This window comes from Xanthobacter oligotrophicus, assembly GCF_008364685.1.
Taxonomy (GTDB): Bacteria; Pseudomonadota; Alphaproteobacteria; order Rhizobiales; family Xanthobacteraceae; genus Xanthobacter; species Xanthobacter oligotrophicus.
In genome coordinates, this window is record NZ_VTTL01000005.1 from 230725 (window position 1) to 244406 (window position 13682).

Consider the following 13682-nt stretch of genomic DNA (forward strand, 5'->3'; position numbering starts at 1 on the left):
CACCTCACTGAGCCGCGGTCTGGGCGGCGTAGAATTCCCGCAGGGCTGCCGCGTCGCGCGGGGTGACATCCGGGAACTCAGGATCGGTGCCCACCTCGGCGGAGATCTTCCAGGAGCGGGCGCATTTGCGGCCCTCGGCGCGCACCGGCACCACCGCCACGCCCGGCACGTCGGGCAGGCGGAAGGCGTCCGCCGGCCCCTCGGACCGGATGAGGGTGGCGGCGCTGGTGATGGTGATTTCGGCAAGGTCCAGCCCGTCGAGGGCATCGGCCAGCGCGGAATCGCTCACATAGACCTCCGGCGCAGCCTCCAGCGAGGAGCCCATGCGCTTGGCCGCGCGCTCCACCTCCAGCGCCCCCAGCACCACCCGGCGGATGACGCGCACCCGGCGCCACTTCTCCGCCAGCGCGTCGTCCCGCCAGTCGATCGGGGTGTCCGGGAAGCCGAGGAGGTGCACGGAGCCCTCCTCATCGCCGGTGCGGGCGATGTAGGCCTCTTCGCAGGTGAAGGGCAGGATGGGCGCCAGCCACGTGATGAGCCGCGCGAACACCGCGTCCAGCACGGTGAGGCAGGCCTTGCGCGTCACCGAGGACAGCGGATCGCAATAGAGCGCGTCCTTGCGGATGTCGAAATAGAAGGCCGACAGCTCGATATTCATGAACTGGGTGAGCGCCGCATTGACCTTCTTGTAGTCGAAGGCGCGGTAGGCGGCGCGGATCTCGCCGTCCAGCTCGACGAGGCGGTGGAGGATGTAGCGCTCCAGCGCCGGCATCTCGGCTAACGCTACGTGCTCTTCCGGCCGGTCGTGGTGCAGGGAGCCCAGCAGCCAGCGGATGGTGTTGCGCAGCTTGCGGTAGGTGTCGGCGGTGGTCTTCAGGATTTCCGGGCCGATGCGCAAATCGTCCGCATAGTCGGAGGCGCAAACCCACAGGCGCAGGATGTCGGCGCCGGACTGCTTGATCACGTCCTGCGGCGAGGTGACGTTGCCCAGCGACTTCGACATCTTGCGGCCGTCCTCGTCGAGGACGAATCCGTGGGTCAGCACCACGTCGTAGGGCGGGCGGCCGCGGGTGCCGCAGCTTTCCAGCAGCGAGGAGTGGAACCAGCCGCGATGCTGGTCCGAGCCTTCCAGATACATCACCCGGTCGTCGCCTTCGGGCGGGCGGCTGGCCTTCAGGTCCTCGCGCACTTCAAGCGTGAAGGCGTGGGTGGAGCCACTGTCGAACCACACGTCGAGCACGTCCCGGACCATTTCCCAATCGTCGGGCTTCTCAACGATACCCGAGAGGAAGCGCTCCTTTGCGCCTTCCTTGAACCAGGCGTCGGCGCCCTCGGCGGCGAAGGCCTCGGCGATGCGGGCGTTGACCTGCGGGTCCTTCAGGATCACCACTTCGCCGTAGGCATTTTCCTTCACGAACACGGCGATGGGCACGCCCCAGGCGCGCTGGCGCGAGACCACCCAGTCCGGCCGGTTGGCGATCATGCCGGTGATGCGGTTCTCGCCCGCCGCCGGCACCCATTCCACCGTCCTGATGCCGGCGAGCGCGCGCTCGCGCAGGGTGTCGGGCACGTTGCCCGCCAGGGTCGCCGGGCGCGGAGCGATCGCCCCGTCCGCAGTGCGGATGTCCTGGTCCATGGCGATGAACCATTGCGGCGTGTTGCGGAAGATCACCGGCTTCTTGGAGCGCCAGGAGTGCGGATACTGGTGCTTCACCCGGCCGCGCGCCAGCAGGTTGCCGGCCTTGATGAGCGCCTCGATGACGGCGCCGTTGGCATCGCCCTTCTCGCCCTTTTCGGTGATGACGCGCCTGCCCTCGAAGCCGGGGGCCTGCGCGGTGTAGAGGCTGTCCGCGTCCACCGTGTAGGGGATGGCGGGGCTGATGCCGCGCTCCTCCAGCCAGCGGCGGTGGCTCACCCACGCCTCGAAGTCCTCCCGGCCATGGCCGGGGGCGGTGTGGACGAAGCCCGTGCCAGCGTCGTCGGTGACGTGCTCGGCCTCCAGCAGCGGCACCTTGAAGGTGTAGCCACCGAGCCCGAGCTCGGCGAGCGGGTGGGCCAGGATGAGCGTCGCCAGCACCTCCGCCGGCACGTCGCCGCGCCGCGCGAAGGCGGTGACGCGGGCCGACTTGAACACGTCGTCCGCCAGCTTGTCGGCGAGGATCAGGCGGTCGCCGGCCTTGGCCCAGTTGTCGGCCGGGGCGTCCGTCACCTCATAGAGGCCATAGGCGATCTTCGGGGAATAGGTCACCGCCCGGTTCCCGGGCATGGTCCAGGGCGTGGTGGTCCAGATGACGACGGTGGCGCCATTCAGGTCGCCTTCGGAGGCAACCGGAAACTTCACCCAGACCGTATCGCTGGTGAAATCCTGATACTCCACCTCGGCCTCTGCCAGGGCGGTCTTCTCAACCACGGACCACATCACCGGCTTGGAACCGCGATAGAGCAGCCCGTTCTCGGCGAACTTCATGATCTCGCGGGCGATCTGGGCTTCCGCCGCGAACGCCATGGTGGTGTAGGGGTGGTCCCAGTCGCCTTCCACGCCGAGGCGCTTGAATTCCTCGCGCTGCTTGCCCACCCACTCTTCGGCATAGGCGCGGCATTCCTGGCGGAAGGCCACCATGGCGGCCGCGTCGGTGAAGTCGGGCTTGGTCTTGCCCTTCTTGCGGTAATTGTCTTCCTCGATCTTCCACTCGATGGGCAGGCCGTGGCAGTCCCAGCCGGGCACGTAGTTCGAGTCATAGCCCAGCATCTGCTGGGAGCGCGTCACCACGTCCTTCAGGATCTTGTTGAGCGCGTGGCCGATATGGATGTTGCCGTTGGCATAGGGCGGGCCGTCGTGCAGCACGAAGCGGGAGCGGCCCCGGCCCTGCTCGCGCAGGCGACCGTAGAGGTCGGTGCGGGCCCAACGGGCGAGCAACTCCGGCTCCAGCTTCGGCAGGCCCGCGCGCATGGGGAATTGGGTCTGCGGCAGGAGCAGGGTCTTGGAATAGTCCGGGGCGGTGGACGCCTCAGCCGTGGAAGTTTCAGGTGCGGACGTGTCAGGTGCGGACGTGTCAGGTGCGGTCATGGAATGCTCGGGGCATGAAATGTCGGATCAGGCGAAACAAACCCGGCGGCCCCCGCGCGCTCAGGCGCGCCGGCGGGGGGCCGGGCCGATAATTCGCGCCACGCGGGGCGTGCCGGGGCGGGGGAGCGCCCCGCCGCACTGAAAAGATCCGCACATGGCCCGGCTTCTAGCAGGCGCCCCGCGCCGCGAAAAGCCCGCAGATGGGCGCAGCGGGAGCCGGCGGAGGGGCAAGGCCCCTGCTGCGCCCGGTACAGGTCCCCTTCGCAGCCATGAAAGCCGCCATGAAAAAAGCCCCGGCACCAAGGTGCCGAGGCTCTTCTTCGTTCCCCTCTTTTATACCGGCGGGGCGGCGCACCCGAAGGCGCGTCGCCCCGGAAAGATCACGAGTGGTAGGCGCGCTCGCCGTGCTCGTTGATGTCGAGGCCCTCGCGCTCCACGTCGGTGGTGGGACGCAGGCCGACGACCACGGAGATGATGAACAAGATCACCGCGGTGCCGACACCCGACCACACGACGGTGACGCCGACGGCCTTGAGCTGGGCAATGACCTGGGTGGCCATGTCGTACGGGGCAACGGCGCCGGTGGTGTAGTCGAAGATGCCGGTGCCGCCGAGGGCCGGGCTCACCAGGATGCCGGTGGCGATGGCGCCGACGATGCCGCCCACGCCATGCACGCCGAACACGTCGAGCGCGTCGTCATAGCCGAACGCGTTCTTGATGGCCGTGCAGAAGATGAAGCAGATGGGGCTGACGATGAGGCCCAGCACCAGCGAGCCCATGATGCCGGCGAAGCCCGACGGCGGCGTGACGGCCACGAGGCCGGCGACGATGCCCGAGGCGAGGCCCAGCATGGAGGGCTTACCCTTCACCAGCCATTCCACGAACATCCAGGAGATGGCCGCGGCGCAGGTGGCGATGAAGGTGTTCATCATGGCGAGCGCGGTGACCGCGTTGGCCTCGAGGTTGGAGCCGGCGTTGAAGCCGAACCAGCCGACCCACAGCAGGGAGGCGCCGACCATGGTGAGCGTCAGCGAGTGGGGCGAGAGCGCCTCCTTGCCGTAGCCCAGGCGCTTGCCGACCATGAGGCAGGCGACGAGGCCGGCGATGCCGGCGTTGATGTGCACCACGGTGCCGCCGGCGAAGTCGATGGCGCCGAGGGAGAAGATGTAGCCGGCGTCGGCGAGCACGCTGTCGAGGGCGGCCTGGGCGGCGGTCTTGGCGGCGCCGTCAGCGGCGGCAGCCACGGCCTTGGCGGCGGCGTCGATGGCATCCGGGCCGGCCCAGTACCAGACCATGTGCGCGACCGGGAAGTACACGAAGGTCACCCACAGCGGCACGAACAGCACCACGGCGGTGAACTTGGTGCGCTCCGCGAACGCGCCGAAGATCAGCGCGGGGGTGATCATCGCGAAGGTCATCTGGAACGCGATGTACACCAGCTCTGGAATGGCCACGCCCACCGAGAAGGTGGCGGCCAGCGATTCGCCGGTCACGCCCGACAGGAACGCCTTGGAGAAGCCGCCGATGAAGGGCGAGCCGCCGGTGAAGGCGAGGGAGTAGCCGTACAGCACCCAGATGAGGCCGACGATGGCCACGCAGTAGCCGACCTGCATGAGCATGGACAGCATGTTCTTGGCGCGCAGGAGGCCACCGTAGAACAGGAACAGGCCGGGCACCGACATCATGAGCACGAGCAGCGCGGACGTGAGCATCCACGCCACGTCGCCCTTGTTCACGGTGGGGGCCGCCGCGGCGGCTGCGGCGGTCGTGGTGGCGTCGGCGGCAGGTGCGGCCGTCTGGGCCAGCACCGGCAAGGCGAATGCCGTTGCCAGGAGAAGCGCGGGAATCCCCACGCGGGACCACGTCTTGGACGTCATGGATGAAAGCTCCGTCGAATGAGAAAGGCTCAAAGCGCGTCGGCGTCGGTCTCGCCCGTGCGGATGCGCACGGCGTGCTCGATCGGCAGGACGAAAATCTTTCCGTCGCCGATCTGGCCGGTCTTGGCGGAAGCGGTGATGGCTTCCACCACCTTGGAGACCTGGTCGGCGGACACTGCGACCTCGATCTTCAGCTTCGGCAGGAAGCTGACGGCGTATTCAGCGCCGCGGTAGATCTCGGTGTGGCCCTTCTGACGGCCGTATCCCTTCACCTCGGTCACGGTCAGACCGTGCACACCGATACCGGTGAGGGCGTCGCGCACCTCCTCCAGCTTGAATGGCTTGATGATGGCCATGACGATCTTCATGGATCGGTCCCTGTTCCCTGATGCCGATGCGCCGCAAATGACGCGTGTCGGCTGTTTTCTCGCGGCGGCTTCGCTGAGCGGGTCGGGGAGATCCGCGCCGCGGCTGGCAAGCCTGCGCAGGAGGGAATCAAGTACCGTGCCAAGTCATAAGGATGGGGGTTCGGCGTGCCTATTTTTAGGCCACGCAACGTAAGGCCGTTGCTTTGCCGCTGACTTGCCGCTTTTTTTGCCTACTTATTGGTCGTTAAGCCCAATAGATCGGCATCTTATCTTCGCAGTCGCGAGATGGAGTGCTGAAATACCTTTTCAGTGCCTTTAGCGGGGGGTGACGGGGCGCATCAGGCCTTCCTGTGCCGCTGAAGCCACCAGCGTGCCGTCACGGGTGAAGATTTCACCACGGCAAAATCCGCGCGCGCCGGCGGCCGTGGGGCTCTCCTGGGTGTAGAGCAGCCAGTCGTCGGCCCGGAACGGGCGGTGGAACCACAGGGCATGGTCGAGGCTCGCCACCTGCATGTCGCGGTCGAACACCGACTTGCCGTGCGGCAGGAGTGCGGCCTGGAGCAGGGCGAGGTCCGAAGCGTAGGCAAGCACCGCCTGATGTGTGGGCAGATCGTCCGGCAGAGGGCCGCGGGTGCGCAGCCACATGCTGGGTCGCGCGCCGGGCGCACCCAGATAGGCAGGGTCTAGGCTGGTGGGCTTCACCTCCAGCGGCCGCAGCGCCATCCAGTCGCGCTTGGCGGCGGAGGGAAAGCGCGCCATCAGCTTGTCGCGCCAGGAGTCGTCGGAGGGCAGGTCCTCCGGCGTCGGCACATCCGGCATGGCGCCCTGATGGTGCAGCCCGTCTTCCACCACCTGGAACGAAACGGACATGCTGAAGATGGCCTGGCCGTGCTGGATCGCCACCACGCGGCGGGTGGTGAAGGAACGCCCGTCGCGGATGCGGTCCACGTCGTAGATGATGGGCACGCGCGGATCGCCGCCCAGCAGGAAATAACCGTGGAGCGAATGGGTGACGCGCTCGGCTTCCACCGTGCGCCGCGCCGCCACCAGCGCCTGCGCCACCACCTGCCCGCCGAACACCCGGCCCCCGTCCGGGGTGACGGTGCGACCGCGGAACAGGTTGATCTCAAGGGGTTCCAGGTCGAGGATGCCCAGAAGCGTATCCACGTCGGACGGTGATCCGGTCATAGGGCTTGGCTCGCTGAAGGCCGGCGCGCGGCGCGCTCCGGAGGGAAGGGATGGGGTCCGAACACGCCACGCTCGTGCGGATCGCGTCAAGTCCCTTTGCGTCAGGCGACTTCCCTATAGGGCGGGACGAAGAGCAGCGGAACGGATACAGGATCGGTGCCGGCCGGGCGGGCCCGCCGGGAAAAAGGTTCTAAGGAGTGAAGCGATGACCGGGCTGAACATGTCCGAGCCCCAGGCCGAGATGCCGCACGCCGGAGCCGGCTTTGCCGCCACCGCGGCCGCGCCGCGGGCGGACGTGGCCATCGTCGGGGGCGGGCTCGCCGGCCTCAGCCTTGCGCTGGCCCTGCGCCAGGGGCTCGGGCCGGATGCCGATATCGTGCTGTTCGACCCCTATCTCTCCCACGCCACGGTGGATGACGGTCGTTGCTCGGCCATCGCCGCCGGCGCGCGGCGCATGCTCACCACCCTCGGCGTGTGGCAGCACGTGGGGGCCAAGGCCCAGCCCATCCAGGCCATGGTGGTGACCGACAGCCGCACCAAGGACGTGGCGCGCCCCACCTTCCTCACTTTCGACGGCGATGTGGAGCCGGGCGAGGCCTTCGCCCACATGGTGCCCAACGCCGACCTGCAATATGCCCTCATCGATGCGGCGCGCTCCGCCGGCATCGATCTGCGCGCCCAATCGGTGGACGATTTTACCGCCGACCGCTCCGGCGTGAGCCTTTCGGCCGCCGGCGCGCCGGCGCTCAGGGCCCAGCTTCTGGTGGCCTGCGACGGCGCCAAATCGCGCATTCGCGGCATGGCCGGCATCGCCAACGTGGCCTGGGGCTATGGCCAGAGCGGCATCACCTTCGCGGTGGAACACGAGCGGCCCCACGAGGGCCGGGCGGAAGAGCATTTCCTGCCCCCCGGCCCGTTCGCCATCCTGCCCCTGCCGGGCAACCGCTCCTCCATCGTGTGGACCGAGCGCACGGAGGATGCCGACCGCATCGTGGCGTTGCCGGCCATCGTCTTCCAGGAGGAACTGGAGCAGCGGTTCGGCCATCGCCTCGGCTGGGTGAAGCCGGTGACCAAGCCGCGTGCCTATCCTTTGGGCTTCGCCATGGCGCGCAGCTTCATCGGCGAGCGCCTCGCTCTGGTGGGGGATGCGGCCCATCTCATCCACCCCATCGCCGGGCAGGGGCTGAACATGGGCCTGCGCGACGTGGCGGCGCTGGCCGAGGCGGTGACGGATGCGGCGCGGGTGGGGCTCGATTTCGCCGGCCCGGCGGTGCTGGAGCGCTACCAGCGCTGGCGGCGGTTCGACACCCTGGCCATGGGCGTGGCGACGGACGGGCTCAACCGCCTGTTCTCCAACCGCTCCGACGCGCTGCGCGCGGTGCGTGACCTCGGCCTCGGCCTGGTGGACCGCATGCCGCGCCTCAAGGGCCTGTTCATCCGCGATGCGGCAGGCCTCACCGGCCAGGTGCCGAAGCTGCTGCGCGGCGAGGCGCTTTAAAGCGTTTTCGAGCGAAGTGGATACCGGTTCGCGTGAAGAAAACGCGTCAACGCGAGAGCCGAGAGCGATTGCCGTAAGCGAAGGCGAACGGAAAACGCTCTCGCGGCGAAGACGCGCCGGCGCGGGCTGCTGGGGGCCGGCCGGCCCCTCTGGCAAGGAAATCCATACATGAGAACTGCAACTTCGGGTGTGCGGGTCATTCGCATGCCGTTCGAAGCCTCGTCTTGGCGGCGAGGAAGCGCGCTGCGCGTCGTCGGGCCGTGCCTGTTGCTCCTCCTCGCGTTGCTCGCGTTCCCGCGCGCGGCGCGCTCGGATACGTCGCCGGGCGCGCTGGTCAGCGCCGAGGCCATGCCCGGCGGGCCCGAGGGTGCGCAAGCCGTTCGGGTGATCTACTGGTCCACGAGCCTGTCCGGCGAACCGGTGAAGGTCTCCGGCGTGATCATCTCGCCCGCCGGCGAACCGCCTGCAGGCGGGCGCCCGGTGGTCGCATGGGCGCATCCGACCACGGGTGTCGTCAGCCGCTGCGCGCCCTCGCTTGCGTCAGGCTTCTTCGGCTCCGTACAGGGGCTTGGCGAGATGCTGCAGAAGGGCTTCGTCGTCACCGCCACCGATTATCCCGGCCTGGGCACGCCTGAGGTTCATCCCTATCTGGTTGGCGAGAGCGAGGCCCGCGCGGTCATCGATACCGTCCGCGCCGCGCGCGGGCTCGCCGGAACGCATGCAGGCGACAGGTTCGTCGTCTGGGGCCATTCGCAGGGCGGCCACGCCGCATTGTTCACCGGTATCATCGCGGCCCGCTACGCTCCCGAGCTCAAGCTCGTCGGCGTCGCGGCCGCCGCCCCGGCGACCGATCTCGCCACCCTCATGAGCGACGACATGGGCACCAGCGGCGGCAACAACGTCACGGCGATGACGCTGTGGTCGTGGTCGCGGGTCTATGGCGCGCCGTTGGATGCGGTCGTCACCGCGCAAGCCGAGCCGGTGGTCGACCACCTTGCCGGCCTGTGTCTGGAGAGTCTGTCCGACGCCTTCTCGCGACTGGGCCCGACCGAGGGGCTGAAGAAGGGTTTTCTGAAGGTCGACAATCTTGCAGACCGCGAGCCATGGCGCCGGCTGCTGGCAGAAAACTCCCCCGGCCCGCTGCCCGCCCATATCCCGGTCTTTCTCGCCCAGGGGGCGAGCGACCCGCTGGTGCGACCCTCCATCACCGAGGCCTATCGCGACCGGCTCTGCAAGGCGGGCAATCGGGTGGACTTCGTCCTGCTTGCGAAAGTCGGCCACCTTTTCATCGCGCGCGACACCGCAGCCGATGCGGTCGCCTGGATGGCCGCGCGCTTCGCCGGCCAGCCTGCGCCGGACAATTGCGGGCAGCGCTGAAAGCGCCGGGCCCGTCGCAAAGACGGTGTGCCGACCCGAGCGGATGGGTTCGATTTGCTCGGGTCGTGTTCCGGAGCACGACCCGTTCAGCCTACCCTGTCAGTTGAACGGATAACGCGCCCTCAGCGGGAGAGTTCGCTCTCGTCGAGCTTGCGGGCCTCGTCGGCCAGCATGATCGGGATGCCGTCGCGGATGGGATAGGCGAGGCGCGCGGCGCGGGAGACCAGCTCCTGGCGCTCGCGGTCATATTCCAGCGGCGCCTTGGTGAGGGGGCACACCAGGATTTCGAGCAGCTTGGGGTCCACGTCGTGGCCGGGGCGCTGGGCTTGGATCATCGCAACACTCGTCAGGGCGTCTTCAGGCGAGGCGCAGACCGGCTCGCGTGCAGAAAACGCATTGGACACCAGCCGGCGCGGGCCCACGTCACGAAGAAACGCGAAGCTGCGCCGGATCGCCCCGCGGCGGGGCGGTGCCACCATAGCGGGGGCGGGCGGGCGTTTCACCCCCAATCTGGTCCGATCCATCAGGCACGCTGATGCAGCCATCAGCCGGATTCGTTATCGCCAGGGCGGCCAGTCCCCTAAGCAGCGGGGGACCACCGCCGCCCCAATGTAAATTGTTACAAGGCATCCATGGACCGCCGCCCGAATCGCCAATCGCCCCTGGGGCTTGTCCTGGGCCTCGTCGCCGTCGTCATGTTCGGCGCGACGCTGCCCATGACGCGGCTCGCCCTGCACGATCTCAGCCCCTGGTTCATCAGCTTCGGCCGCGCGGCGCTGGCCGGCTTCTGCGCGCTCGCGGTGGTGCTCGTCCTGCGCCGGCCGTGGCCGTTCGGGGCGCGAGAAACCCGGCGCGACCTGGTGCTGGCCACCCTTGCTTTGGTGTTCGGCTTCCCCATCCTCATCGGGGTTGCCACCCAGACCGTCCCGGCGGCCCATGGCGGCATCGTGCTCGGCCTCCTGCCGTTGTGCACCGCCATTGCCGCCACCGTGCTCGCCGGGGAGCGCCCCGGCCTCGGCCTGTTCGCGGCCAGCGCGGCGGGGGCGGGGCTGGTGGCCGCTTTCGCCCTGCGCAACGGCGCGACGGGCGGGTTCGGCTATGGCGACACGCTGCTCTTCCTCGCCGTGGTCATCTGCGCCGCCGGCTATGCGGTCTCCGGACGGCTCGCCCGGCGCATGGCGGGCTGGGAGGTGATCGCCTTCATGCTCATCCTCGCCCTGCCGGTCACGGTGCCGGCGGCGATCCTGACCTTTCCGTGGGGGCGGACGGTGGTGGGCGAATCGTGGGCGGCACTGGTCTATCTCGGCCTGTTCAGCCAGTTCATCGGCTTCTTCTTCTGGAATGCCGGGCTGGCGCTGGGCGGCATCGCGCGGGTGGGGCAGGTGCAACTGCTCCAGACTTTTGTCACCGTGGGCCTCGCCTGGCCCATCAACGGCGAGCGGCCCGATGCCGAGACGCTGCTGTTCGCTCTTGGCGTGGCGGTGGTGGTGGCGCTGGCTCAGCGGGCGGGACGGCGGCGGGCGCCGGCCCCTGCCGCCGATCCGGCGGGACCTGCCTGAGGCCCAAAACGAAAACGGCCCTCCGAGGAGGGCCGTTCACATTCGTCAGGGAAAGCGCAGGTGCGATCAGGCAGCCTTGCTGCGGGCGGTGATGAGCTTGCGGTTCACCAGCACCTCGGCGATCTGCACCGCGTTGAGCGCCGCGCCCTTGCGCAGGTTGTCGGACACGCACCAGAAGTTGATGGCGTTGTCCACGGTCGGGTCGTCGCGCAGGCGCGAGATGAAGGTGGCGTCCTCGCCGGCAGCCTCGTGCGGGGTGGCGTAGCCGCCCGGCTCGCGGGTGTCGATGACGAGGATGCCCGGGGCCTCGCGCAGGATCTTGCGCGCGTCCTCGGCGGAAAGCTCCTTCTCGAACTCGACGTTCACCGATTCCGAGTGGGAGATGAACACCGGCACGCGTACGCAGGTGGCCGTCAGCTTGATCTTCGGATCGAGGATCTTCTTGGTCTCGGCCACCATCTTCCACTCTTCCTTGGTCGAGCCGTCGTCGAGGAAGACGTCGATCTGGGGAATGAGGTTGAAGGCGATGCGCTTGGGGAACTTCTTCGGCTCCACCGGATCCGACACGAAGATGGCCCGGGTCTGGGTGAACAGCTCGTCCATGGCGTCCTTGCCGGCGCCGGAGACGGACTGGTAGGTGGAGACCACCACGCGCTTGATGGTGGCGGCATCGTGCAGCGGCTTCAGCGCCACCACCAGCTGCGCCGTGGAGCAGTTGGGATTGGCGATGATGTTCTTCTTGGTGAAGCCGACGATGTCGTCCGCATTCACCTCGGGCACGATCAGCGGCACGTCCGGATCCATGCGCCACTGGGACGAATTGTCGATGACGACGCAGCCCTGCGCGCCGATCTTCGGCGACCATTCCTTCGACACGGAACCGCCGGCCGACATCAGGCAGATGTCGGTGTCGGAGAAGTCGTAGGTTTCGAGCGCCTTCACCTTGAGGGTTTTGTCACCGAAGGAGACTTCCACGCCCTGCGAGCGGCGCGAAGCAAGCGCCACAACCTCGTCCGCGGGAAAGCCCCGCTCGGCGAGGATCGAGAGGATCTCCCGGCCCACGTTGCCCGTGGCGCCGACGACGGCGACCTTGTAACCCATGATATTCCTCGGGATCTGCCGGCCCTGTTAGCCGGAACGGGGGTTTTAGGCCGAACGGCCCGCGCTTGCAAATTGAAGATTCCGCGAGCGCGAGGTTCCGCATGTCAGGCGAACTGTTGCGCCAACGCAACGCGCGGTGCCGGACGTTCGGGGAACATCCCCCTGCGCCCCTGCGTTTCCTTGCACCAGGGCCAAGAGTGTCCTAATTCAGGCAGGGGCGGCGGCTGTGCCGTTTCGGGAGGATGTCATGCGTGTCGCGCCGTACTTCACCATCGCCGCGGCGTTCCGGCTGGCGCTCGCGGTGACGTCCGCGGTGGCGCTGACGGGCGTCGCCTCTGTCGTTTCGGCGGATGACGCCTCGGCGCAGACCACCGTCAAGAAGCGCAGCCGCATCGAGATCACCCGCCGCTCCTATCTGGACGCCGGCACCGTGGTGAAGCCTGGTTCCAAGTCCTATCTGGACTATGCCCTGCCTCCCGGCTGGTTCTACCCGACCTATGATGGCGGCGGCGCCTCCGGTACCGGGCCCATCAGCGGCATCCGCTCGCCGCTGCCTGGCCCGTTCGAGTTGCCGGGCTTCTGATCCGCCCTATCAAGGCGCACGGAAAGAGGGCCGCAGGAGCGCGGCCTTTTTTTGTGCCCGATAAACACATCGATCTAACGTGAGATAAATTTTCTCCCGTAACGGAATGACATTTGGCGCGCGCCACGCCATAACGCCCCTTCGATTGCGGCCGTGCCGCGCTCTTTCAAGCCAGACAGCCGACAGGGCCGCGTTCATGCCCCGCCTTCGTTTCGCGTTTCCGGCCGGGGCCGGCCGGGCCCCGCGCAGCGTCATTCCCGGCTTCCGCCTCTCCCTGGGGCTGACGCTGCTCTACCTCGGCCTGATCGTGCTTTTGCCCATCGCCGCGCTGCTGCTGAAGGCGGCGGACGTGGGGTTCTGGGGCTATATCGCCATCATCACCTCGCCGCGCACGCTGGCCTCGTTCCAGATCACCATCACCACCGCGGCCGCCGCCGCCCTGTTCAATGCGGTGTACGGCCTGGGCCTTGCCTGGGTGCTGGTGCGCTACGAGTTTCCCGGCAAGCGCCTGCTGGACGCCATGGTGGACGTGCCCTTCGCCCTGCCCACGGCGGTGGCGGGCCTCGCGCTCACCACCCTGTTCGCGAAAAACGGCTGGTTCGGCGCGCCGCTGGCCCAATGGGGCATCCAGGTGGCCTATGCGCCTGCGGGCATCGTCTGCGCCATGGCCTTCACCTCCATCCCCTTCGTGGTGCGCACTGTTCAGCCGGTGCTGGAGGACATGGAGCCGGAGCTGGAGGAGGCGGCGGCGACGCTGGGCGCCTCGGACCTGCGCATCTTCCGCTCGGTGATCTTCCCGACGCTTTTTCCCGCCTTCCTCGCCGGCACCTCGCTCGCCTTCGCCCGCTCGCTGGGGGAGTTCGGCGCGGTGGTGTTCATCGCCGGCAACCAGCCCTTCCGCACCGAGATCGTGGCGCTGCTCACCTTCATCCGGCTGGAGGAATATGACTATGCGGCCGCCGCGGCCATTGCCGTGACCATGCTGGCGCTCGCCTTCCTCATGCTGCTGGTGGTCAACGCCGTGCAGGCCTGGCACCAGCGCAGCGCGCTGGGGGAGGGCTGAG

Annotated in this window: 11 protein-coding genes; 5 read left to right on the plus strand and 6 right to left on the minus strand. The window is 68.2% G+C overall.

Annotated elements, in window-relative coordinates:
* Window positions 1-4: 4 nt before the first annotated feature.
* The 4 genes from ileS to tesB all read right to left on the minus strand — a co-directional run bounded on the left by ileS (window position 5) and on the right by tesB (window position 6500).
* Window positions 5-3067 (minus strand): isoleucine--tRNA ligase, encoded by a 3063-nt coding sequence (ileS, locus tag FZ033_RS10060; protein WP_149576001.1) that lies wholly within the window; start codon window positions 3065-3067, stop codon window positions 5-7.
* Between the two features lie 380 nt (window positions 3068-3447).
* Window positions 3448-4944: an ammonium transporter gene (locus FZ033_RS10065; RefSeq protein ID WP_149576002.1), complete on the minus strand. Its 1497-nt coding sequence runs from the start codon at window positions 4942-4944 to the stop codon at window positions 3448-3450.
* Window positions 4945-4973: 29 nt separating this feature from the next.
* Window positions 4974-5312: a P-II family nitrogen regulator gene (locus FZ033_RS10070; protein WP_012114237.1), complete on the minus strand. Its 339-nt coding sequence runs from the start codon at window positions 5310-5312 to the stop codon at window positions 4974-4976.
* 315 nt (window positions 5313-5627) lie between these two features.
* Window positions 5628-6500, minus strand: coding sequence for an acyl-CoA thioesterase II (tesB, locus tag FZ033_RS10075; protein WP_149576003.1), 873 nt, complete (start codon window positions 6498-6500; stop codon window positions 5628-5630).
* Between the two features lie 241 nt (window positions 6501-6741).
* On the opposite strand from tesB, the gene FZ033_RS10080 reads away from it, so the two are divergent.
* Window positions 6742-7998, plus strand: coding sequence for a ubiquinone biosynthesis hydroxylase (locus tag FZ033_RS10080; RefSeq protein ID WP_188079426.1), 1257 nt, complete (start codon window positions 6742-6744; stop codon window positions 7996-7998).
* Window positions 7999-8202: 204 nt separating this feature from the next.
* On the plus strand, window positions 8203-9375 hold the full coding sequence (locus tag FZ033_RS10085) for an alpha/beta fold hydrolase (RefSeq protein WP_188079411.1): 1173 nt from the start codon (window positions 8203-8205) through the stop codon (window positions 9373-9375).
* Between the two features lie 122 nt (window positions 9376-9497).
* Here the strand turns inward: FZ033_RS10085 and FZ033_RS10090 are convergent, their stop codons facing one another.
* Window positions 9498-9710, minus strand: coding sequence for a Trm112 family protein (locus FZ033_RS10090; protein WP_041576750.1), 213 nt, complete (start codon window positions 9708-9710; stop codon window positions 9498-9500).
* A gap of 297 nt (window positions 9711-10007) precedes the next feature.
* Here FZ033_RS10090 and FZ033_RS10095 point away from each other — a divergent pair, with 297 nt between their 5' ends.
* The gene (locus FZ033_RS10095) at window positions 10008-10934 is read left to right on the plus strand and encodes a DMT family transporter (protein ID WP_149576006.1); all 927 of its coding nucleotides are present in this window, start codon (window positions 10008-10010) and stop codon (window positions 10932-10934) included.
* Window positions 10935-11000: 66 nt separating this feature from the next.
* On the opposite strand, the gene FZ033_RS10100 is transcribed toward FZ033_RS10095, so the two are convergent.
* Window positions 11001-12035 (minus strand): aspartate-semialdehyde dehydrogenase, encoded by a 1035-nt coding sequence (locus FZ033_RS10100; RefSeq protein WP_149576007.1) that lies wholly within the window; start codon window positions 12033-12035, stop codon window positions 11001-11003.
* Between the two features lie 247 nt (window positions 12036-12282).
* Here FZ033_RS10100 and FZ033_RS10105 point away from each other — a divergent pair, with 247 nt between their 5' ends.
* Both FZ033_RS10105 and cysT read left to right on the plus strand, forming a co-directional pair.
* Window positions 12283-12618, plus strand: a complete 336-nt coding sequence (locus FZ033_RS10105; RefSeq protein WP_149576008.1) for a hypothetical protein — start codon at window positions 12283-12285, stop codon at window positions 12616-12618.
* A gap of 196 nt (window positions 12619-12814) precedes the next feature.
* A complete protein-coding gene (gene cysT / locus FZ033_RS10110) occupies window positions 12815-13681 on the plus strand; it encodes a sulfate ABC transporter permease subunit CysT (protein WP_149576009.1) in 867 nt (288 codons plus the stop codon).
* Window position 13682: the final 1 nt, after the last annotated feature.